The sequence below is a fragment of the Paenibacillus sophorae genome (genome assembly GCF_018966525.1).
Classification (GTDB): domain Bacteria; phylum Bacillota; class Bacilli; order Paenibacillales; family Paenibacillaceae; genus Paenibacillus_AQ; species Paenibacillus_AQ sophorae.
In genome coordinates this window covers 5,840,430-5,860,568 of sequence record NZ_CP076607.1, presented here as the reverse complement: position 1 = coordinate 5,860,568, position 20,139 = coordinate 5,840,430, and the positions used below count along the sequence as shown (strand labels likewise).

28 protein-coding genes are annotated in these 20,139 nt (G+C 52.1%); all 28 read left to right on the top strand.

All coding sequences use genetic code 11. From position 1 onward, the window contains the following. Position 1 precedes the first annotated feature (1 nt). The 28 genes from KP014_RS28440 to KP014_RS28305 all read left to right on the top strand — a co-directional run bounded on the left by KP014_RS28440 (position 2) and on the right by KP014_RS28305 (position 20,134). Complete coding sequence (locus tag KP014_RS28440) at positions 2-466, top strand: hypothetical protein (protein WP_036603522.1); 465 nt, start codon at positions 2-4, stop codon at positions 464-466. Beyond that, positions 466-930, top strand: coding sequence for a hypothetical protein (locus tag KP014_RS28435; protein ID WP_036603525.1), 465 nt, complete (start codon positions 466-468; stop codon positions 928-930). The genes KP014_RS28440 and KP014_RS28435 overlap by 1 nt, the downstream gene beginning before the upstream one ends. Before the next feature lie 25 nt (positions 931-955). Continuing rightward, positions 956-1,552 (top strand): hypothetical protein, encoded by a 597-nt coding sequence (locus KP014_RS28430; RefSeq protein ID WP_036603528.1) that lies wholly within the window; start codon positions 956-958, stop codon positions 1,550-1,552. Positions 1,553-1,555: 3 nt separating this feature from the next. Then, positions 1,556-1,876 carry a hypothetical protein gene (locus KP014_RS28425; protein WP_036603531.1) on the top strand — a complete coding sequence of 107 codons (321 nt, stop codon included), beginning with the start codon at positions 1,556-1,558 and terminating at the stop codon, positions 1,874-1,876. Between the two features lie 50 nt (positions 1,877-1,926). Beyond that, on the top strand, positions 1,927-2,436 hold the full coding sequence (locus tag KP014_RS28420; protein WP_090834792.1) for a hypothetical protein: 510 nt from the start codon (positions 1,927-1,929) through the stop codon (positions 2,434-2,436). A 58-nt stretch (positions 2,437-2,494) separates the two neighbouring features. Then, a complete protein-coding gene (locus KP014_RS28415) occupies positions 2,495-2,785 on the top strand; it encodes a DUF5052 family protein (RefSeq protein ID WP_036599392.1) in 291 nt (96 codons plus the stop codon). A 4-nt stretch (positions 2,786-2,789) separates the two neighbouring features. After that, positions 2,790-2,978, top strand: coding sequence for a hypothetical protein (locus tag KP014_RS28410; protein WP_216700438.1), 189 nt, complete (start codon positions 2,790-2,792; stop codon positions 2,976-2,978). A gap of 107 nt (positions 2,979-3,085) precedes the next feature. After that, the gene (locus KP014_RS28405; protein ID WP_036599396.1) at positions 3,086-3,580 is read left to right on the top strand and encodes a hypothetical protein; all 495 of its coding nucleotides are present in this window, start codon (positions 3,086-3,088) and stop codon (positions 3,578-3,580) included. A gap of 356 nt (positions 3,581-3,936) precedes the next feature. Then, positions 3,937-4,332, top strand: a complete 396-nt coding sequence (locus KP014_RS28400; protein ID WP_036599398.1) for a hypothetical protein — start codon at positions 3,937-3,939, stop codon at positions 4,330-4,332. Positions 4,333-4,445: 113 nt separating this feature from the next. Continuing rightward, entirely contained in the window at positions 4,446-4,715 is a 270-nt protein-coding gene (locus KP014_RS28395; protein ID WP_036599399.1) for a hypothetical protein, read from the top strand. A gap of 243 nt (positions 4,716-4,958) precedes the next feature. After that, on the top strand, positions 4,959-5,495 hold the full coding sequence (locus KP014_RS28390) for a hypothetical protein (RefSeq protein ID WP_036599401.1): 537 nt from the start codon (positions 4,959-4,961) through the stop codon (positions 5,493-5,495). A gap of 84 nt (positions 5,496-5,579) precedes the next feature. Next, on the top strand, positions 5,580-5,870 hold the full coding sequence (locus KP014_RS28385) for a hypothetical protein (protein ID WP_036599402.1): 291 nt from the start codon (positions 5,580-5,582) through the stop codon (positions 5,868-5,870). A 410-nt stretch (positions 5,871-6,280) separates the two neighbouring features. Beyond that, entirely contained in the window at positions 6,281-6,823 is a 543-nt protein-coding gene (locus tag KP014_RS28985) for a hypothetical protein (protein WP_246590609.1), read from the top strand. Beyond that, positions 6,801-8,609, top strand: a complete 1,809-nt coding sequence (locus KP014_RS28375; RefSeq protein ID WP_036599407.1) for a phage terminase large subunit family protein — start codon at positions 6,801-6,803, stop codon at positions 8,607-8,609. Before KP014_RS28985 ends, KP014_RS28375 begins: the two co-directional genes overlap by 23 nt. Then, positions 8,600-8,842, top strand: a complete 243-nt coding sequence (locus tag KP014_RS28370) for a DUF6148 family protein (RefSeq protein WP_036599408.1) — start codon at positions 8,600-8,602, stop codon at positions 8,840-8,842. The genes KP014_RS28375 and KP014_RS28370 overlap by 10 nt, the downstream gene beginning before the upstream one ends. Beyond that, positions 8,839-10,359, top strand: coding sequence for a phage portal protein (locus KP014_RS28365; RefSeq protein WP_036599410.1), 1,521 nt, complete (start codon positions 8,839-8,841; stop codon positions 10,357-10,359). Before KP014_RS28370 ends, KP014_RS28365 begins: the two co-directional genes overlap by 4 nt. Continuing rightward, entirely contained in the window at positions 10,298-12,334 is a 2,037-nt protein-coding gene (locus tag KP014_RS28360; protein ID WP_051500375.1) for a prohead protease/major capsid protein fusion protein, read from the top strand. The genes KP014_RS28365 and KP014_RS28360 overlap by 62 nt, the downstream gene beginning before the upstream one ends. Positions 12,335-12,421: 87 nt before the next feature. Continuing rightward, positions 12,422-12,589, top strand: coding sequence for a hypothetical protein (locus KP014_RS28355; protein ID WP_175491971.1), 168 nt, complete (start codon positions 12,422-12,424; stop codon positions 12,587-12,589). Next, positions 12,582-12,899 carry a hypothetical protein gene (locus KP014_RS28350; RefSeq protein ID WP_036603434.1) on the top strand — a complete coding sequence of 106 codons (318 nt, stop codon included), beginning with the start codon at positions 12,582-12,584 and terminating at the stop codon, positions 12,897-12,899. The genes KP014_RS28355 and KP014_RS28350 overlap by 8 nt, the downstream gene beginning before the upstream one ends. Then, on the top strand, positions 12,896-13,462 hold the full coding sequence (locus tag KP014_RS28345; protein WP_051500600.1) for a phage tail protein: 567 nt from the start codon (positions 12,896-12,898) through the stop codon (positions 13,460-13,462). The genes KP014_RS28350 and KP014_RS28345 overlap by 4 nt, the downstream gene beginning before the upstream one ends. After that, on the top strand, positions 13,459-13,893 hold the full coding sequence (locus KP014_RS28340) for a hypothetical protein (RefSeq protein ID WP_036603437.1): 435 nt from the start codon (positions 13,459-13,461) through the stop codon (positions 13,891-13,893). The genes KP014_RS28345 and KP014_RS28340 overlap by 4 nt, the downstream gene beginning before the upstream one ends. Further along, positions 13,890-14,231 carry a hypothetical protein gene (locus tag KP014_RS28335; RefSeq protein WP_051500601.1) on the top strand — a complete coding sequence of 114 codons (342 nt, stop codon included), beginning with the start codon at positions 13,890-13,892 and terminating at the stop codon, positions 14,229-14,231. The genes KP014_RS28340 and KP014_RS28335 overlap by 4 nt, the downstream gene beginning before the upstream one ends. 3 nt (positions 14,232-14,234) lie before the next feature. Then, positions 14,235-15,680 carry a phage tail sheath family protein gene (locus KP014_RS28330; protein WP_036603439.1) on the top strand — a complete coding sequence of 482 codons (1,446 nt, stop codon included), beginning with the start codon at positions 14,235-14,237 and terminating at the stop codon, positions 15,678-15,680. Positions 15,681-15,693: 13 nt separating this feature from the next. After that, positions 15,694-16,212 carry a phage major tail tube protein gene (locus tag KP014_RS28325; protein ID WP_036603441.1) on the top strand — a complete coding sequence of 173 codons (519 nt, stop codon included), beginning with the start codon at positions 15,694-15,696 and terminating at the stop codon, positions 16,210-16,212. Positions 16,213-16,224: 12 nt separating this feature from the next. Further along, positions 16,225-16,545, top strand: coding sequence for a hypothetical protein (locus KP014_RS28320; protein ID WP_051500602.1), 321 nt, complete (start codon positions 16,225-16,227; stop codon positions 16,543-16,545). Positions 16,546-16,547: 2 nt separating this feature from the next. Next, positions 16,548-16,694: a hypothetical protein gene (locus KP014_RS28315; RefSeq protein WP_216700437.1), complete on the top strand. Its 147-nt coding sequence runs from the start codon at positions 16,548-16,550 to the stop codon at positions 16,692-16,694. Between the two features lie 3 nt (positions 16,695-16,697). Then, positions 16,698-19,931, top strand: a complete 3,234-nt coding sequence (locus tag KP014_RS28310; RefSeq protein ID WP_090834788.1) for a phage tail tape measure protein — start codon at positions 16,698-16,700, stop codon at positions 19,929-19,931. Then, positions 19,928-20,134 carry a tail protein X gene (locus KP014_RS28305; RefSeq protein ID WP_036601628.1) on the top strand — a complete coding sequence of 69 codons (207 nt, stop codon included), beginning with the start codon at positions 19,928-19,930 and terminating at the stop codon, positions 20,132-20,134. The genes KP014_RS28310 and KP014_RS28305 overlap by 4 nt, the downstream gene beginning before the upstream one ends. Positions 20,135-20,139 lie beyond the last annotated feature (5 nt).

Below are 20,139 nucleotides of genomic sequence, written 5' to 3'. Positions count from 1 at the left end.
TATGTTGAACTTATTTCATCCCCATAGTCAAAAGCGACTGCTTGAACCGGTAAATCCGGCACCTGTTCAAGAAAGAGGGCTTCGAAAAATAGGTGAAATCAGAAATGATGTAGATGCCTGGGTGCGGGATCTGAAGGCTAAGCCAGCTGTTCAGTGGGCAGGCATCCAGAGAAACCGCGCCCTGAATGAAATCGCGGCCCGCCGGAAGCTGGTCCGGATCAAGCCGCACGACAAATGGGCGGTGTACGAGTTGTGCAAGGCAGTATACGAACTGGCTGAGATTGACCGAGTGAACTTCAACGGCGCGTCATACTGGGATATGATTCAATTCATTCGCGTGGTCATTCCGTTCGCCAGTCCATGGGGAATGAATGGCGTTTGGGAATATTACCACTCCCGCCGGGTGCAGGGCTGTGGGATGGCTTATCTGCAGGAGCCAGCCGCTGCGGAAGAGGAGCGGATTTGATGGAACTGACAGCACACGAAGCCACACGCCAATTGCTGGATATTATCAAAGCGGTGAGATCCGCTTACGAGAAATGCGAAAAGGATGAGCAGCGTTTGACCGACGAATGCAACGATCTAAATCATGCGCTCGAGCTGATGCCCTTATCCACTCAGCAGCGCCGGGAGATCGGGGAGCAGCTTGGAGAAGTCCGCTGGCGCCGTCGGAAGGCAAAAGAGGAGATCGAGCAACTGCAACCGCTGGTGGATTACCTTAAGCGGCAAAAAGGAATGGTCGGCGACCTAAGCAAAGCCTTTCAAGATATCAATTCCGTAATTCAGGCGCAATCTCAGCGCTTTTACACCATCCGGGTCCGGAAGGACTTAGGACACAAGATCGAGCACCGGGCGCGAGAGAAAGCAGTAGAAACTCTGCCTGAAATAAGCGGACGGCGGGCTCGGCGGGTGCGTTGCAACATAATCTAAATATATCCAGAAAAGAGGCGCAAGTATGGGATACCTGAAATTGATTATGAGCCAGGGCAATAAAAACGCAGAATTGGAAATGGAAGCAGCGACCGATAATCACAAGCAAACGGCCATCGAACGGCTGATGCGCTTCTTCGGAGTGAGAGAAATTGAACAGGCGGCAGCAGTTGAAGTCAAGATTCCGACTATTGCGCCTATCCAGCAAACGCCGATCACGCTGCCAGCTTCTGATCGTCCCGCAGAGCGCGCTTCAACCTCCGGTGGTCCTCAATTTGAGGGTGCCTCCGAGCCGGACAAGCCCGGAAAACCACCCTTGATTGGCTCAGACCGGACGCTGCAAATGCCGATAGGCGAAAGAATAGGCGGTGATAAGCCGGACTGGTACGAAACCGGAATCAAGCTGAAAGATGGCGTTCCGCATTATCGGCTCCGGTACTGGTGCAAGAATCAAGCCTGCCGGGATAAAGGAACGGATTACATCCCGCCCGATCAAATGATCGTGAACTGCCGGAAATGTGGTACAGCTCACACAGTGCGGCCGGCAGCTCCGAAAGGGGAGCGGGACAATTACGGTAACTTCTTCATTGCGGATCAGTTGGTTGATCCTGGGGAGCGCTGATATATGGTGGATCTGATAATTTTGATATTTGCGGTGATTGGATCAGTGACTGTTGGGGCATACGCGGGCGTGTTGATCCTTGGTGGACAGATATACGTCAGAATTGGGAATGAGAGTAATAAGACTGCTGCGCTTAAGGAATTGGGCGCTAATCAGATCCTTGCTACGGAATTGGCAGAAGCACATGTGCGAGAAGGTAGACTGAAAGGTGCAGCAGCGGCAGCGCTATCCTGGACATGGAATTGTGCAGAAGGGAACATGCTTGAGGTTAGGGCGGCTCTGAGCGAGGTTTTGGAGGAACTGTACCCCGGCGAGCACTTGTAACAGCAAAATGAGCAGGAATTATTCCAAATATTATTCCGGGAGGTGCCGTCTTGCAGGATTATGAATGGTATATCACACCAGAAGAATACGAGCGGGCGGCGGCTAACGGAATAACGAGCCGTACTCTTGAAAAGCGGATACGCGATAGAGGATGGGCAAAGGAACGAGCAATCAATGAGCCTGTTCAGAAAAAAACAAATCTGCTGAAGTGGAGACGTATTGCGGAACAGAACGGCATCCCCTCCAATGCGTTTTACAAAAGAGTGCGCGTCTCTGGATGGGAACCGGAGAGAGCCGCCACCGAGCCACTCATAGACAAGGTTGATCGCCTGTGCCAGCAAAACAAAGACCGTCGAACGTACCCGCTTGAAATGATTGCTATAGCAGAAAGCAACGGCATTTCATACGATCTTTTCAAGGAACGAGTAAACAAATACGGCTGGAGTTTTGATCGAGCCGCTACTGAACCGAAGATACCAGCATCTGTGAGCGGACGACGCGGGAAAGAGTCTCTGATGAAAAGAGTTGGCAATATCTATCTCTTAAGATATTTGAAATGAAACCTTGTCATTTTCAACGTAAATTATTCCAGAAATTATTCCAGAAAGGATGAAGGGCATGAAAAAAGCAATAACGGCGGCATTGGCCGCAATCTTACTGTTGATTTTGGCCGGCTGCGAGCAAACCGAGGAAATGAAGAGGGAACAGAAGGATTTGCAATCAAGCGTTGACGGCCTGAACCGAGTCGCTGAGGTATATGACGCGAGCGGCAACGTCATTAAGACGTACAAAGGGAAATTCGATGTTGAAGTCAACGAATACGGCAACAAGGTCAAATTCGACGTCGACGGCCACCGCGTGCTGATCTACAACGCAACGGTGGTCATCGAAGAGACGGGCGGTGAATGATCCTATGGAATATGCCGTTTTGGAATGGGACAAAGGGGATGTGTCCGGAATCGTCCGGGTGATCGCCACGCACCAAAGCAAAATGAGCGCGGATTCCGTTGTCGGAGTTTCTCCACCATACTATGAGCGTGAAGCAATCACCATGGAAGAATACCAGCGCCTCAGAGACGAGGAAGAAGAACTCAACCGATAGCGTGAAGTGAACACAACGAAACCCCTGCAATCCTTGGCCGGGCGCAGGGGTCTTCATCAAAATACGATTCCTCTCAATATATTACCATATAAAGGGGAATGAGGGGAATGGCAGTGGCAGAGTGGGAAGAAGGTGCATTGTTCCCGGTGGCATCCAAGGCAGAGATTGCGAGAACCAAAGCCCTTTTGCAAGAATACCGAAAAATGCGGATTGTGATGGACGAATACGAGAATCACCGGAAAGAAATGGAGCAGGTCGCTATTGACGGTGAGGTGGCCCGGCGGATCGATCAGGACGAATTACACGCTGACAAAACGGCTAACGCGGTGCTGCTGGCAGAGAAACAGCGCTGGGTATACGGACAATACCAGTTACGGGCAACGGCGCTCACACGGGCGCACAGCCTCATTCTGGACGACGATGTGAAGAAGGCTACGAAATACCGGTTCTTTGAGGGCTACAGTATGAAGGAAACATGCCTGTTCTTTGGATACGACGAAAAGGACAGCACCATTAAACGGCGGGTAAGGGAAGGAATCACGGTCATTGCCAACAACATGAAGCTGCTGGGATTCTTCGACAAAGACGGGGAGAAATTTTGACCCCTTTTTGAACTTTTCTGACCCTAAGTTGACCCCCAAATGACCCTTTTTCCGTGATACTATGAGAGCGTGGAAATGAAGCGAGAGGGGCGGAGCTTACTCGGGACTTCAGCAATGACGGTGACAAGCTCGCCAAGCGACGGCGCCCATAATATAGCGGACGCCGTATACCGGTTTCGCAGCGGCGGGCATCACATATAGAAGCGGTATGCTGGCAATGTCCTGGTGACGTTAGGCGGCATACCGTTTTCATATTCCCAAGCGTTTGGGATTTTGGATGCGGAAAGCAAACACGAAAGGGAATCCCTTCAGTTCGTCGAATATAAAGCAGGAGTCACGAATCGGGGAGGGATACTATGAGTTTTAGAGGAAAGTTCGTGGGCTATTTCTCTAAGAAATATCACGATGAAATTGGGTATGACAGCCTCAGGCATCAAATTGAAGACGCGCTTGAAAATTTGAGATCCCAACTGTGGGATGCAATGGAAGTCTCCAACGAAGTTTTGGTTGATAAACGTCAGCTCTCCATTAAATTCGGAGAACTGACACTGGTGTTTGAAGGCAACCTTTCAGAAAACTTGTTTGTGGTTAAGCTGATTGATCCCGATTCTGGAGTTCGATTAATTGATACACTCAGGTCAACTGAGAAGGGGATCACCAGTGATCTTGACAAAGTAACTTTTGACGCTTTCGGTGACAAAGAGTTAGACGTCTACTTGGAAGAAGCTTTCGAAGATTCAATAACCCTATAGGCGGTTGCAAATTCCTCATGAATTTAGTGAGATAGTTGCAATGACCAGCCGTCAAGCAGGGGATACTCTTGTGGTGTAGAATAAACTCTTATCACATCAAAGGAGTGAATCTCATGTCTCAAAAAATGCCCGATCCCAAGAAAGTCATCATTCCCGCAGAGGATGCCGACGGAAATTTTAGAATGTTGCGTGTCAGCGAAGTCAACATGATAACAGGAGAGGTTGAGGGAGATCCAGAGTCAGCCGCCATATTCCATGTTGGAGGTAAGAAGTATAAGAATGTCCATTCCGAAAAAGGTGCGCAAGGTTTTAACGAATACTGGTCAGCGAATAAGCATAAGCACAAGGGTGATGTAATACCAGGCATGAGAATAAAAGAATAACTAAGGAAAAGTTTCCTTAACGAAGGGTCGCTGATGGCGGCTCTTTTGTTCTTAGAGGGGTTTCCAAATAATTCGACAAAAACAAAAGAATTATCATCAATTTTTTATACTTTTTTCCTAATTATATTACAATATAACCATTTTTCCTTAATATAGTAGACTATCAGGAAATTATTTACTAATATTCATTGTGAGAGCAACGGCCGCTGTTCATACACTTTTCAATTTAGGAGGAAAACTTAATTGTTTAAAAAAATTATTACTTTAATGTTATTCGCATTTATTCTTGTTGCTCCTATTTCGGCTTTTGCGGACGAAGCAGCTCCAATTGAATCTGTAAATAGTTTTAACGAACATATCGCACCGACACCTACTGATACTACGAACAATACCCCAGAATCCATAGTCACCCCACAAGCAACAGACCCGTTTAATTTATGGTTCGGAACTAGTAGTGTTGGATTGGAAGGGAATTGGAGTTTTAATTATCCTGGCAAGATGGTTACGCTTGTTAGTTTAACAATGGATCTACAGTACAGAAAAAACTTTTTAGACTCATGGGAAACGGTAGATGGCGCAGGATTTTATTACCCAGGAGGGTTAGGCAGTACTGAGGAGAATCAAAGCACTTTCTATCCAACTGAAGCAGGTCAGTATAGATTACACCTAACAGGGAATGTTTCGTGGATAGGCGGTGGCACTATCTGTACGCTATACAGCGGTGCAAAATCTTACGATGGTAAAATAATCATTGCGTCACCTCCAACAGAAAGTAAATAACTTAATAAAATGGATATCCTGTATATAAAAGTGTTACACTTTACAAGATATCCATTTTTATTACATAAGGAGGGGATGCTGTAAATGATAGATCTAGAGAAAGTTCGTGAGCGTAAAAAAATCAGAGAAAGTATTCTTACAAAGTTATATGTTCAGTGGTTTGGTTCAGAACCAAATGCTTCGGCATTAGTGGGTACTAAACATGAGCTATATCCGGATTCCGAACATCATAGAGCGTTTCACTACCTCGCTGGTAAAGGGTTAATTGATATTAGCCCAACTGGACAGGGATCTGGTATGAATGAAGTTCTGGCAGTATTCATTTCTGCAAAAGGAATTGATTATGTAGAGGAACTTGTTGAAGGCAAGTCCTAATTTCAAACATTATTTGAAGGAGTCGCTACGGCGGCTCTTTTTATTTTGCAGGAAAGGGTGAAAGGAATGGAAAGAAGGATAACAGCCCCACCTCATCCGGGCCGGCATGACGCTTCGAAGCCGCAGGATACGGATCGCAAGCTTCTGTATTTGAGCCGACTGAATGAGCTGCTGACAATCGGGATACCGATGGACGTGCACTCAGACATTGCGGGACGTGCTCAAAGGGTTTGCGATAGCATTGAAAGGGATTTGTATTTGAGGAATAGCGATGAGACACCTTGAGTTTTCGGGCTGCGGGTCCTTCCCGGGCCCGGGGTAGGGTGCGGGTGCGCGTGACCCCGGGTCTTCGATATTTTTTTGTGATAAAAATCACTGTGCACTGTGCATCTTGAGGGGGTGTTTTGGGCTTGGAATCACACGCAAAAATGATCGACGAAACCTTATGTATCAGCGCTTCGTACACGTCCGAGCTATTCAATGTCCACCGGAACACACTTGCACAGTGGGTCAAGCTGGGAATGCCCAAAGCAAAGGCGGGATGGTATCCGCTGAAGGAGTGCGTCGAATGGGTAATCGCGTACCGAACGGGCAGCGGTGAAGATGATGACGAAGACGGCGAGTCGAAGGAGCCGAAGACGGACGCCGCCAAGAAGCTCAGGCATGAGGCGCGGCTGAAGGAACAGCAGGCAGAAGCGGCAGCCCTCCGGAATGCGGTCGCCAAAGGCGAATACATCCGGAAGGATGAAGTGGTCAGTGAGCTTCAGCGCTTTTTCACGACACTGAAGCGGTCGATGGTTGGATACAGTCGTAAGGTGGCGATGGAGGTCGCGCCATTTGTGGAGCCGGATCTGGTGCGGGTGATCGAACAAAACATCACCGACACGACAAACACGGTGCTGCTGCAGTTGTCGGTCAGGGGCGTTTACCATGCCAAAAAAGGCAAAAAATAATTGGCCGGACTGGCTCCAATCCGCGATGCAGGTCTTGCGGCCACCCGAAAAGCTTACGGTTTCCGAATGGGCGGACCGTTTTCGGGTGCTGGACACCACATCGGCGGAGCCCGGCCAATGGTCCACTGACCGGACGCCATACCTGCGCGGCATCATGGATTCGTTTACCGATCCCCGGGTAGAGGAAATTATTTTTCTAAAGCCCACCCAGGTCGGCGGGACCGAATGTCTGAATAATATGTTTGCTTACGCCGTCGCCCAGGACCCAAGCCCAGTGTTGATCGTCTATCCAATTGACACACTGGCAAAATTCACGTCAGAAAACCGACTCCAACCTATGATGTTACTGAGCCCGGTTCTGAGCAGCCGGTTCCAGCCTACTCGAAGCAAGGATTTGGAGTTACAATTCGATGGCATGTATGCGGTCATCGCAGGGGCAAACAGCCCGGCTTCCTTGTCCTCCAGACCGATCCGCTTCCTTTTCATGGATGAAGTGGACAAATACCCGAAGAATGCCGGTAAGGAGGCTGATCCGCGAGCGCTGGCGAGGGAACGTACCAAGACCTTCCCGTTTAACCGGAAGATCATGCAGACGTCCACGCCGACGACGCGCACGGGGCCGATCTGGCAAGCTTGGGAAGGCGCGGAATTGAAGCTTCAGTATTACGTGCCTTGTCCGCACTGCGGGCAATATCAGACGCTGACATTTAAGGATCGTATTCGGTTCGACAAGTCCTTGGATTATGAACAGATTCGAGCGACGGCCTATTATGAGTGCATCCACTGTCAAGGCGCGATTCGCGATTCGCACAAGCCGGCTATGCTTCGGGCCGGGGAGTGGCGAGCGCCCGACGGTTCGACGGCCAGAAAGCGCAAAACCGGCTTTTGGCTCAATGCCCTGTACAGCCCGTGGGTGCGATTCGGTGACGCGGCGGTGGAATTCTTGACATCCAAACGCGCCGGCCCGGAGAATCTCATGAACTTTATCAATTCATGGTTGGCCGAACCGTGGGATAACACTACGGTCAAGCTGAATAGCTCGAAGGTGCTGGACAAGGCGAGCGGCTACGAAGAAGGTGTCGTTCCGGATCGGACCATTCTGCTGACTGGTGGCGTCGATGTGCAGAAAGACCGCATGTATTACACGATCCGGGCCTGGTCGGAAGGCATGACCAGCCACAATATACGGCATGGTGTCGTCGAGACTTGGACTCAGATTGAGGACGTCATGAACATTTCCTACTGCGCCCGCGACGGCACCGAGTATTTCGTTAACCTGTGTGCCATTGACTCGGGCTATAACGCCGATGAAACCTATGATTTCTGCGTCAAAAATGCGGAATGGGCTGTCGCCATCAAGGGATCGAACACGCCTTTGCCATCTAAATACCGCCTGACCAAGATCGACCGTGAGGAACGCGGTCTTTTTGGCGTTTCACTCTACATGGTGGACGGTGGCTACTTCAAGGACTTCATCTTCGGGCGGCTCGGCCGGAAGGAGGATGAGTCCGGCGGCTGGTTTGTGTACGAGAACTGCGACGAGGATTATGCCGAGCAGGTGACGGCTGAGGAAAAGGTGACGGAGAAACACGGTCGCCGTGAAATCGAGGTTTGGCGACCCAAGACGTCGCATGCGGATAACCATTACCTTGATTGCGAGGTATATGCCGCCTTTGCAGCTGACTGCCTGGGCATCCGGTATATGCGGTACGAGCCGCTCAAGCAAGAGGGGGAAACCAAGACTAAAAAACTGGGCGGAGGAGGAGGGAAACAATCATGGCTTTGACTCCGGAAGAGCAGCTGATCGAGCTTTACGAGCGAAGGACTGAAATCCAGACGGCCATCAGCGCTATACTCGGCGGTGCGCAGGAGTACAGTATCAACGGCCGTAGCCTTAAGCGTCCTGATCTCGGCTTGCTATATAAGGAAAGGGACCGACTCGACCAGGAAATTCGGTCGCTTGAGGCGCCAGAAGAGAGCGCAAGCATGTTCCGGCGGGCATATTTTGAAGGGAGGTGAAGAATTTGAACTGGATTGACAGGTCCATTGCGGTAATCAGTCCGCGCTGGGCCTATAAGCGCATGGCCTGGCGAAGTGGTATGAGTGTTTTTGACGCCGGGGATCGCGGGAGGAACAATCACGGGTGGAACCCGGCGTCATCGCCTAATGAGCAGCGCAAACAGCAGGAGCGGGCCCTCATCCGTGCGCGGGCACAGGATTTAGAGCATAACAGCGACATCGCCGGCGGCATCCTGCAGGCGTTCGAGCGCAATGTCACCGGCACCGGCATTATGCTACAAGCTAAGATCCCCGCAGATCATCCCGGGAACGCGGGAGGCGAGCTAAATCGGGAAATCGAAGAGCTCTGGAAAGAGTATTGCAAGGCTGAGAACGTGGATGTGACAGGTGCTCAATCCCTAGAAGAGATATCCGAAATGCTAATTCGGCGGTATATCGTGGACGGCGGCGTGTTTGTGGTGAAGGTGTACGTCAAAGGCGATAAGTTCCCGTTCAAACTTCAGATTCGTTCGGTGGATGAGTTAAACACTCTGGTTGTTCCCGGTGAAGGAAAGCGGATTGTCGAAGGGGTTGAACTGGACGATTTGAACCGGCCCGCGGCCTACCATTTCAAAAAGGGTGACGGCTATCTGTTTAACCCGGCTGAGACGGTGCGTATTCCGGCCAAGGATGTAATCTTTCTCTATAAAAAGACGCATCCGCAGCAGGTTCGCGAGGTTTCGCAGCTCGTTACCGCGCTGCCGCGCATCAAGGATGCCAATCAGTTCATTGAGGCGGTGTCTATCAAGGAGCGTGTGCTCGCCTGCATGTCTGTCTTTATTAAAAAGGCGACGCCTTCCGGATCGCTGGGGCGGGGAGTAAAAACGGGCGGGGAGACGATCGATTACAGCGGTGTTTCGCTGGCTCCTGGCATGATCGGCGAGCTGAACCCGGGCGACGAGGTGCAGACCGTCATTCCGACCGGCCAGGCGTCGAACACCAAAGAGTTTATCGTGACGCTCGTTCGGATGATTGCCGCCGGACTGGGCCTCAGTTACGAGGCAGTCAGCCGGGACTTGTCGCAGGTCAACTATTCCTCCGCCAGGCAGGGCTTGATTGAGGACCGCAAGCTCTATAAGAAGCTGCAAAAGATGCTGATCGACCGTGTGCTGCGGCCGGTCTATTTGGAGTTTCTGGATAGCGTGTACCTTTCCGGGCAGCTGGATCTTCCCAAGTATGGCGTGGACAAGAAGCCTTATCTGGCTCATGTATGGGTTCCGCCTGGCTCCACCTGGATTGACCCGCAGAAAGAGGCGAACGCCAACAAGACGGCGCTGGAATCCAATCAAGATACGCTGGCCCGCATCTGCGCCGAGCGCGGTGAGGATTGGAGGGATGTGATCGAGCAGCGGGCTGCTGAGATCAATCTGATTAACGATTTGATCGGCCAAACGGCCGGAAAGGAGAGTGAAGGCATTGCGGAAGAAGAAGTACCCGCAGACGACGAGGAGAAAGGCCCCACCGACGACGCTGCATAGATCGGCGGCTCCTCCTGATAATTCGCTGACGCGGACGCTGGCGCTGGATCGCAGCACGATCAACGAGGAGGCCCGTACGGTCGAGCTGTCTTTTTCGTCGGAAGCGCCGTATGAACGCTATTTTGGTAACGAGATTTTGAGCCATGACCCCGGAGCGATTGAGCTTCAGCGATTAACCGAAGTCGGGGCTTTGTTATTTTCCCATGGTCGCGATGCCAATTATGGTCGGATGCCTATCGGCGTCATACAAAAAGTGTGGGTTGACGATTCCCAACGTAAGGCACGAGCCTTAGTTCAGTTTGACGACGACGTGGACAGCGACAAGGTGTTTCAAAAGGTCAAAAAGGGGATCATCAAAGGCGTATCTGTCGGCTACTCCGTGAAATCTGAGGATTGGGAAGAAGTCAAAGCGGGAAAAACATCGGCAAATGGGCGATTTACAGGCCCGGCCTATGTGGCCCTAAAATGGCAGCCGTTTGAAATCAGCATTGAGCCAACGCCAGCCGATCCATCTGTTGGTGTTGGCAGAAGTACAAACAATGAAAGCGAGGATGAAGAGATGAATGGATTGAAGATGCTGGCTTTGGCCGCACAAGGATTGATGCACGCTCCGGACGGCGGTGCCCCCGCCGGCGGATCGGCGCCGCCGGAAGGCACACGTTCGACAACCCCGCCACCTGCGGCCCCACCCGCTGAAGACCCAGCGCAGATTGCCCAGCGGGCAGCGGGCGAGGAACGGGCGCGGGTGACGGAGATCACGACGCTCTGCCGGAACTTTGGCCTGGACGCGACGGACTACATCGCAAACGGAAGCGCGGTGAGCGCGGTCAAGGACGCCATCCTGCAAAAGCAGATGGAAGACCGGAAACCGCAGCGCTCCGCCGTGCAGGTGGGTGACGAGGATCGCGACAAGTTCAGCCGCGCTGCGTCGGATGCCCTCTTGATGCGTGCCGCGCGCCGTGTGGAGCAGCCGGCCCCGGGTGCAAATGAACTGCGCGGTCTGCGTCTGCGGGATCTGGCCGTCGAATGCTTGCTGCGTGCTGGCGAAAGCGGTGTTCATCTGCTGCGAGACGAGGACCTTCTGAAGCGGGCGCTCAGTCCTGACACCACGTTCCAAGGCATTGTGTCCAATGCTGCAAATAAGACGCTATCGCAGGCGTATGCAGAGGCACCTACTACGTTCCAGTATTGGACGGGGAAAGGCAGTAACTCGGACTTTAAGTCCGCCGAGCATTACCGGATTTCCGAGGCCGGAAACTTGGAATTGACAGCGCAAAACGCGCTGATTCCGTATGACGATGTCATGAAAGACGAGAAAGTGACCAAGGCGGTCCTGATGTACTCGAAACGTTGGGGATTTACCCGTGAGGCGTTTATTAATGATGACCTGAGCATGTTGTCCCGGGTGCCGGCGGCGTATGTCATCGCGGCCAAGCGCGGAATTAACAAGCTGGTCTATCAAATGTTGGCCTCCAATCCGGTGATTTTTGATGGCAAGGCGCTGTTCCATATCGATCATAAAAACCTAGGAACTCCCGGCGTCATTAATACAGCATCTATGGGCGAAGCTCACCGTATGATGCGTACCCAAAAGGATCAGCGGGGTATTGCGACGCTTAACATTATGCCGAGCTTTCAGCTCGTTCCGGCCGCGCTCGAGACGGTTGCCAGCCAATTCCTGCGAAGCGAAGCTGATCCGGAAGCCAATCACAGCGGCGTAGTCAATGTCTATCGTAATGCGCATTCGCTGATTATCGATGCGGAGCTGGACCAATACTCGGAAACGGCCTGGTATCTCGCGGCCGACCCGAATATCGCGGATACGGTCGAGGTTACGTACCTGCGCGGTCAAGAGGAGCCTACGCTTGAAACGTATGTGCCGTTCGATCGGTTGGGTATGGACTTCCGTATCTATTTTGATTACGGTGTGACTTTGCTGGATAGCCGTGGGCTGTTTAAGAATGCGGGGGTGTAATCCATGCGAATCCTGAAATCAGCGCTTAACTATGGTGGCCGTCTGTATCAGGCGGGCGAGCCAGTGGATGGTCGGCTGGATGCCGCGATGATCGCGGTGCTAGAGGCTAACGGGGAGCTGGAGGAGATGGAGCCGGTGGAAGAAGCTTTGGGGCAGGCGGCGGGAGTCGATGGTGGTTCGGAAACCCCGCCCGAGTCTCCTCTAGCTGGCGAAGCAGACAAGACGTCTCGGCGGAATCCGAAGGCCGATGAGTAGCTTCAAGGATTTTCTGGCCGCCGACATCGGCAACGTCTTCCTGAACACGGGCGAATTTGCAGATGAAACGGAAATAAACGGCGTAATGATGCCGGCTGTTTTCGCCAAATCCACCACCGGGAAGCCCTCTCAGTCGTATGCTGAGGGGGTTTCCCTTGTTACGCATGTACTTAGCGTGAGTGCTGAGGTATTTGGGGAAGAGCCGGAGCAGGGCGAACGGATGATGGTCAACGGCAAAACATATTACGTCGTGCGTGTGGACGAAGATGAGGGGCTATATACGATCAGCCTGGAGGCGAACGACGCATGATGAATATTAGCGGCGAGCTGCGCGGGGCCAAAGATGCACTCAGGCGTGTTGGCCGGATGGACTCAGACGTTCGAAAGGCAGCGTATTCCGCGTTAAACCGGGTTTCTCAGCGTGTCAAAACGGAATCCGGCCGCAAGGTGCGTGAAACGTACATCGTTAAGCAAAAAGCGGTCACGGGCACGGCAATTCTGCGCCGGGGAAGCATGAGCAATCCCGGGGCGGAGCTCCGCTGGAAGGGCGGGAACACGCCGCTAATTCGTTTCCGAACGAACCCGAAATCTATGGATGCCAAGCGCCCCCGCGTGTTGCGGGCAGCGGTCAAGCGGGCGGGCGGCAATAAGAAGGTTGATGGTGCATTTCTCGCCCGAATGGGCACTGGTCACGTCGGTGTATTCCGCCGGACCACGCGGAAGCGGCTGCCTGTGGAGGAGCTGTACGGCCCGGCCGTTCCGGTCATGCTCAATAATCCAGAGGTGGTTGCGCATCTGGAAAGGGTGGCAGAGGAAGAGTTCAACAAACGTCTGGATCATGAGTTAAATCGACGTTTTGGAGGTGGGTCATGACACTTGTCATGCTGATGGTGGCATTAAAGCAATTTCTCGAAACAAAGCTTGCCGACGATGCGACGACCGTTCCGACGGTGCATTTGGGATTTTTGCCGACCAAAACAGCCGATAATCGGGACGATCCGGTGTATCCGATGATTATTATCCGCCCAGTAGAGGGACAGGGAGACGATAAAGGTGCGAATGCACAGGTTAAACTCCTGTTCGGGACCCAATCGGAGGATGATGCTGGTTTTATTGACTTGCTCAACCTCATGGAGCGAGTCCGCATCCTCCTCTTGCGACAGCGGATTATCGACAATAAATTCCAGATCGATCCGAATTGGAAATGGAAGTTTTACGAACAGCAGCCGCTACCCGAATGGGTGGGTGAGGTTGTGACCACATGGGATTTACCCCAAATCAGACAGGAGGTTAAAGGCTTATGAGCCCTATTAAGAAATCGGAAGACAACAAAACGGAAGAGGAAACTGGAGCCAAGGATGCGAGCGAAGCGCCCAAGGTTGTTATTACTCCGGCAGTCGAGCCGGCCAAGGAGCCTACTCGCATTTACCTAGGCCCCAACCTCCCGGGAGGACGCTTGATGCAATCGACCGTATTTCGCGGCGGCATCCCGGCTTATCTGGCCGATACGCTCGCAGCGCAGCCGGAAATCAATGATTTGATCGTGCCTGTCGACGAAATGTCCGGCGTACAGGCGCGGATCGTCCAAAAAGGGACGGCGGAACACGCTGCATATCAAACGCTTCTCGGAAAGGGGAATTAATCCATGGCATTTAAACATGGCGTATTGATTGTCGAACAAGCTACATCTGTTCTTGCGCCGACGGAGGCGACAAGCGGTATTCCGTTTGTCGTCGGGACCGCTCCGATTAATCTGGCTTCTGCAGCCGTGGCGGTCAACACGCCGGTATTGGCATATACCTACGCGGAGGCCGTCGCCGCGCTTGGGTACTCGGATTATTGGTCCAAGTACACGCTATGCGAGGCGATTTACTCGCATTTTGTCCTGTACGGCATGTCGCCGATGATCTTGGTCAATGTGCTTGATCCGGCAACACACAAGACGACGGTCGCGCCAGCGGCGCTAGCTGTTAGCAACCGGGTGGCGACCCTTGCGGTAGGAGGCGTACTGCTGCCGTCCCTCATCGTCAAGTCCTCTGATGGCGCGACAACATACGTCAGCGGCACTGATTACACTGCTGCCTTTGATGATGATGGACATGTGGTCATCACAACCAAGTCTACCGGGGCGATCCCAGCGGTTGCGGCATCCCTGCAGGTGGGATATGACAAGCTTGACCCATCTGCTGTAGATTCGGACGACATTATCGGTGGCGTGACGCTGGAGGGAGCCTATACTGGCCTTGAGCTGGTTAACCAGGTTTATCCGCGCTTCGGTATCCTGCCGGACTTACTGCTTGCTCCTGGCTTTTCCCAGCTTCCGGCGGTCGCTGCCGTCATGAAGGCCAAAGGAGGCAACATTAACGGCAATTTTAAAGCGGTCGCGCTGACGGACCTTGATGCATCCGAAGCCTATACGGATGCCGCTGCATGGAAGTCGGACAATAGCTATACCGGAAATTTGCAAATTGATACGTATCCCAAGGTAACGCTGGGGGACAAAACCTATTGGTTTTCCACACATCTTGCAGGCCGGATCGCCGCGACAGACACGGATAACGGCGGCATCCCATATGTTTCGCCATCGAATAAGCCTTTGCAGATTGACGGTGCTGTGCTGGCCGATGGTACGCCGCTTTACTTGGGTATGGACCAGGCTGCCTACCTTAATAGTCAGGGTATTGTAACGGCCTTGAATTTGGGAACCAGCGGCTGGAAGGCGTGGGGAAATCAAACCGGGGCTTTCCCGGGAGTTACGGACCCCAAGGATGCGATGATTCCGATCCGGCGTATGTTCAACTGGATTGGTAACTCTATTATCCTGACCTATCTGCAAAAGGTTGATGACCCGATGAATAAGCGGCTGATCGAGGCCGTTACGGATAGCCTGAACATCTGGCTCAATGGCCTGACGGCGACAGGTGCGCTGCTTGGTGGTCGGGTGGAGTTTAGGGCTAGTGAAAATCCGGTTACGGATCTGATGGCGGGTAAAATCAAATTTCACCTGTTTATCACTCCGCCGCCGGCAGCTCAAGAAATCGACTTTGTACTCGAGTACGACACGACGTATCTCGCGGCGCTGGTCGCGTAAAGGAGGATGACAAATGCCTGAAAGATCAGAACGGGTTATTGATTACTCGGTGTTTAAAGACGGTACGCTCTACCTCGGGACGGCAACCGCCGATCTTCCTGAGATCACCTATTTGTCGGATACGATTAAGGGCGGCGGGATCAGCGGTGAGGTCGAGGCGCCTGCGCCCGGCCAGACCGGCGCCATGACCTTGACCCTAAACTGGCGAACCAGCGAGCGCGCAGCCGTCGCTCTGCTGGCTCCCAAGGTGCATAGCATTGACTTGCGGGCGTCGATTCAAGGCTTCGACCCTTCGACTAACGAATATAAGGAGCACGCCATGAAGATCACTGTGCGGGCGCGTCCACTCAGTATGTCGATGGGGAACTTGGAACCAGCGGCGACAATGGATTCCAATAATTCATTTTCGGTTTCGTATATCAAAGTCACGCAGGACGGCATTGAGACGCTGGAAATTGACAAGTACAACTATATCCATAAGGTGGACGGCATAGACTATCTGGCCCAAACCCGGACCAATCTTGGATTATAAGGAGCGATAAGTGTGACAGAAGAAAAAAAAGATCAAGTACAAGAGGGCGGCGCAGAGGTATACACCTTTGCCCGCCCTGTTACTTTCGAGGGAGAAGTATACGAGAAAATCACTCTCGACTTCGAAAAGCTGGACGGAAATGACGCCCTTGCAGTGCTTAGGCAGTACACCGCCGAGACAAAGAAAGAGGGGTATGCACAAGAAATGGATCGGGAATATCAAGCGTACTTCGTTGCGAAGGCCGCCGGTGTACATGTAGGACTGATTAAGGCAGCTTCTGCTAAAGACTTCACAAAGTTGACCCTGCGGGCAAGAAATTTTTTGCTATTTTAGGCTTGAGTGGTGCCGATGACATCAAAGATGTCGCGGCCACTTTATCCATGATGACTAATACGCCCATCCCCTATTACCTCGGGCTGCCGCTCGCAGAAATGGTGGATTGGGCGGAGCGGGTCGCCAAACTGCGGAAACGGAGGGGGTAATACATGGCTGGCAAAAGCAAAGAGTACGATATCGCGTTTAAACTTAGCGGCCTAATGGACCCCTCCCTAAAGCGGTCTGTCGGGAATGCCGAGGAGCACATACAGGAATTGGAGCGTGCCATTAAGGAGTTATCAAACAATGGCGGGTTTGACCGATTGCGAAAGGATGCCAAGCAGGCAGAAGGCGCATTCGACGGTCTGAAGGAGCGGGCTGAAGGCTTTAAGGAGACGTTTGACCGCGTGCTCGACTTTACTGGCGCAAAAGCTTTGATAGACGCCGGGATTGGGTCTTTGCAAAACATCGTAGGCACCATCACAGACCAGGACGACGCCATGGCGCAGCTGCAAGCTTCCACGGGCATGACGGCAGATCAAATGAAGGAAATGAACGCCATCGCCGAAGACCTGTATAAGCAGAACTATGGCGAAGGGTTCGATGATTTGGGCGACTCCATGGCTGTAGTCAAGCAAACCACGCAGCAAACCGGAGATGAACTGGAGAAGACGACCAAGACGGCCATCGCGTTCCGGGATGTGTTCCAGGAGGACATTCCTGAGTCCGTCAAAGCTGCGGATACCTTGATGAAAAAGTTCGGTATCACCTCAGAGCAATCGTATAACCTGATGGCTCAAGGTGCCCAAAAAGGACTTAACAAGGCTGGGGATTTGCTGGATACCACAAATGAGTACGCCGTCTACTTTAAAACTCTGGGCTACAATGCCAATGAAATGTTCGACATCTTTAGCGCCGGCATGGAAAACGGCGCATTTAATCTGGATAAAGTGGCGGATGCGGTCAAAGAATTCGGAATCAGGATTAAAGACGGGTCTGACAGCACGGGCGATGCGATCTTTACACTGTTTCAGGCGCCAGACGTGAGCAAGTTCGCCAAGGCACTTACTTCCGGCGGTGATAAAACCAAGGAATTCTCCAAGCTCGTCAAGCTCGCTGGTAAAGATTCGGCAATTGTCATGAGGGATCAGCTCAAAAAGGGCGGGGCGGCCGCTCAAACGGCAACCAAAAGGCTGAAACAGGTACTTGGCAGCGGGCAGGACATGCTTGACGGACTGTCCAAGGGATCGATATCCGGACGCCAGGCAATGGAACAGGTTATCAATAAGCTGAGGGATATCAAAGACCCGGTCGAGCAAAGCACGTTAGCCGTCGCCCTATTTGGTACCCAGTGGGAAGACATGGAATCTAATGTCGTCTTGGCTCTTGGCAATGCCCGGCAACAGTTCGACATGACCAAGCAGACCATGGAAGAGGTCGCCAAGGTCAAATATGATACTCTAACCCAGCAATTCCAGACTGTGGGCCGTGAGCTAATGTCTGAGCTCGTTATACCGATAGGCGAGGACCTTATGCCGGCTTTGCAAGACGTTGCGCATTGGATGGGGGACAATAAAGACCTGTTGGAAATACTCGCGCTCGGCGCACCGGCGGCGATGATCGGAAAGAATGCTTTTAAAATCGGCAAAGGCATCATGAAGATTGGAACTGCTGCTGAGGGTGTTGGCGATGCTGTCAAAGGTGTTGAAACTGTTGCTGAAGGAGCTGGAGGGGCTGCCGCGAAATTTGGAGGCGCCATCGGCCTATTAACCAACCCAGTAGGTTTAGCTGTCGGGGCGCTCGGAGGCTTAACGCTTGGTGTGCTGGCCTATCAAAAGCATCAGGAAAATGCTCGGCTGGCCCTACTCCATATGGGCGATGGGTTGGACGAAGCTGCCAAGAAGTATCAAGAGGCGAAAGACAAAGCCAAACTGACCAATGACCTCATATGGCAATATGAGGATTTGAGTAAAAAGATTGCTGCGGCTTCTAACTCTTCCGGTAATATGGCAGTTAATACTGGCAAGTTAAAAGATCAACAAGACAAACTGCGGGACGTTATTTCCAAACTCCAAGAGCTGCATCCCGAGACGATTAGGCAGTATGACGTCGAGAACGGTAAGATCGGGGAAAAACTGGGGCTGCTCAAGCGAGAATCGGATGCGGAGCAGAAGTTGGCAAAAGTCTCCCTTGAAAGGGAAGTAGCAGAGGGTCGGGACCAACTTCCGGATCTCGAAAAACAGATGACCACGCTCAATAAACGGTCCGCTGAACTTGAGAAACAGCAAAAAATTCTAGATCCAGCCGTTGTTGCGTTAAAAGAATATGAAGCCGAGTATCAAAGGATTATGATGCAGACTCCTTCGAACGAACGCGCAAAGCAGCTTGAAGAGCTTCGCAGTAAGGCCAATCAGACTGCGAGCGATGCAGGATATAATCAGGGCGGCCGTAATTTTAATACAGTTGAACAATTGGCTAACTTGGATCAGGCGTATGATACATTGAATAACGAGCTAATCGAAGGCTATGCTCAGCAGCAGAAGGCTTTGGAGGAACTCGGCGTGGCTTCTGGCAGCTACGACGATTTGTACGAGAAACAAAAAGGACTTATTGAAATGAAACTTGGCGGCACACTGGAAGAACAAGCTGCTAAGTATAAAAAAATGTCAGATGCCGAGAAAAAACAGTTCAACCAGGCGATGCAGGACATAGCGAATTTAAATCAAGCCATGGACTTACTGCCAGATGATAAAAAGGTCAATCTCCAACTGATTTGGCAACAAACCGGACAAATTCCTAATTTCGATCTGACGGACAGCGATTGGAATACGCTCAGCAAGACGATGAAAACAGGCGGAACCCCCAACCTGAAAACTCCATCCGGAGTAAAGATCAATCGTTTTGCTCAGCATGATCCGGGATTCGAGGGCTACGCTGATGGCGGTATCGCAACTAAACCGTCTATTTTTGGGGAGGCTGGGCCCGAAATCGCGATTCCATTAAATAACAAGCCTCGATCTCATGCGCTGCTGGACGCGGCTAACAAAATGATGGGCCGCGTTGAGGAGAAGCCTATGAATGTGTCGGGGGCTCCGAACCTAGCGGTGCAGCCCCCCGAGTTTAAGATACCGGATTACATCTCGTTTACCGAGCGACCGGCCATTTTGGATGAGCCGGTCCAGCCTCGTCCCCACGCCATTCTGGATACGGCAGGCGGAATGTTTGGGCAAAACGGTGGCGGTGATGAAATTTCCGTAGTATTTGCTCCGAAAGTCATCATTCAGGGAGGCGGCGAGGATGTTGCCGCACAAGTAAGCAAAGCCCTTAAAGATCAGCAACCGGCGTTTGAGCGTCAATTTATGGCGATGTTGGCGCGCCGGGAAAGGGTGTCGATGAACCGATGACCACATATAGCACAGTACAAGGCGATACCTGGGATGGGATCGCCTTTAAAGTGTATGGGGATGAAAACCTCATGACGTTGCTCCTTAACGCTAATCCCGCGCAGGCCGAGACGGTTATTTTCGGCGGCGGGGTGGCGCTGGTGGTGCCGGACAAGCCGGAGGAGACAGCCGACGACCTGCCGCCGTGGCGGAGGGAGGACTGACGCTT

Bases quoted from the DNA above. Each gene is read 5' to 3' on its own strand.
- KP014_RS28440 (WP_036603522.1), top strand. From the start codon at position 2: ATGTTGAACTTATTTCATCCCCATAGTCAAAAGCGACTGCTTGAACCG.
- KP014_RS28435 (WP_036603525.1), top strand. From the start codon at position 466: ATGGAACTGACAGCACACGAAGCCACACGCCAATTGCTGGATATTATC.
- KP014_RS28430 (WP_036603528.1), top strand. From the start codon at position 956: ATGGGATACCTGAAATTGATTATGAGCCAGGGCAATAAAAACGCAGAA.
- KP014_RS28425 (WP_036603531.1), top strand. From the start codon at position 1,556: ATGGTGGATCTGATAATTTTGATATTTGCGGTGATTGGATCAGTGACT.
- KP014_RS28415 (WP_036599392.1), top strand. From the start codon at position 2,495: ATGAAAAAAGCAATAACGGCGGCATTGGCCGCAATCTTACTGTTGATT.
- KP014_RS28410 (WP_216700438.1), top strand. From the start codon at position 2,790: ATGGAATATGCCGTTTTGGAATGGGACAAAGGGGATGTGTCCGGAATC.
- KP014_RS28405 (WP_036599396.1), top strand. From the start codon at position 3,086: ATGGCAGTGGCAGAGTGGGAAGAAGGTGCATTGTTCCCGGTGGCATCC.
- KP014_RS28400 (WP_036599398.1), top strand. From the start codon at position 3,937: ATGAGTTTTAGAGGAAAGTTCGTGGGCTATTTCTCTAAGAAATATCAC.
- KP014_RS28395 (WP_036599399.1), top strand. From the start codon at position 4,446: ATGTCTCAAAAAATGCCCGATCCCAAGAAAGTCATCATTCCCGCAGAG.
- KP014_RS28385 (WP_036599402.1), top strand. From the start codon at position 5,580: ATGATAGATCTAGAGAAAGTTCGTGAGCGTAAAAAAATCAGAGAAAGT.
- KP014_RS28375 (WP_036599407.1), top strand. From the start codon at position 6,801: ATGCCAAAAAAGGCAAAAAATAATTGGCCGGACTGGCTCCAATCCGCG.
- KP014_RS28370 (WP_036599408.1), top strand. From the start codon at position 8,600: ATGGCTTTGACTCCGGAAGAGCAGCTGATCGAGCTTTACGAGCGAAGG.
- KP014_RS28355 (WP_175491971.1), top strand. From the start codon at position 12,422: ATGATCGCGGTGCTAGAGGCTAACGGGGAGCTGGAGGAGATGGAGCCG.
- KP014_RS28350 (WP_036603434.1), top strand. From the start codon at position 12,582: ATGAGTAGCTTCAAGGATTTTCTGGCCGCCGACATCGGCAACGTCTTC.
- KP014_RS28345 (WP_051500600.1), top strand. From the start codon at position 12,896: ATGATGAATATTAGCGGCGAGCTGCGCGGGGCCAAAGATGCACTCAGG.
- KP014_RS28340 (WP_036603437.1), top strand. From the start codon at position 13,459: ATGACACTTGTCATGCTGATGGTGGCATTAAAGCAATTTCTCGAAACA.
- KP014_RS28335 (WP_051500601.1), top strand. From the start codon at position 13,890: ATGAGCCCTATTAAGAAATCGGAAGACAACAAAACGGAAGAGGAAACT.
- KP014_RS28330 (WP_036603439.1), top strand. From the start codon at position 14,235: ATGGCATTTAAACATGGCGTATTGATTGTCGAACAAGCTACATCTGTT.
- KP014_RS28325 (WP_036603441.1), top strand. From the start codon at position 15,694: ATGCCTGAAAGATCAGAACGGGTTATTGATTACTCGGTGTTTAAAGAC.
- KP014_RS28310 (WP_090834788.1), top strand. From the start codon at position 16,698: ATGGCTGGCAAAAGCAAAGAGTACGATATCGCGTTTAAACTTAGCGGC.
- KP014_RS28305 (WP_036601628.1), top strand. From the start codon at position 19,928: ATGACCACATATAGCACAGTACAAGGCGATACCTGGGATGGGATCGCC.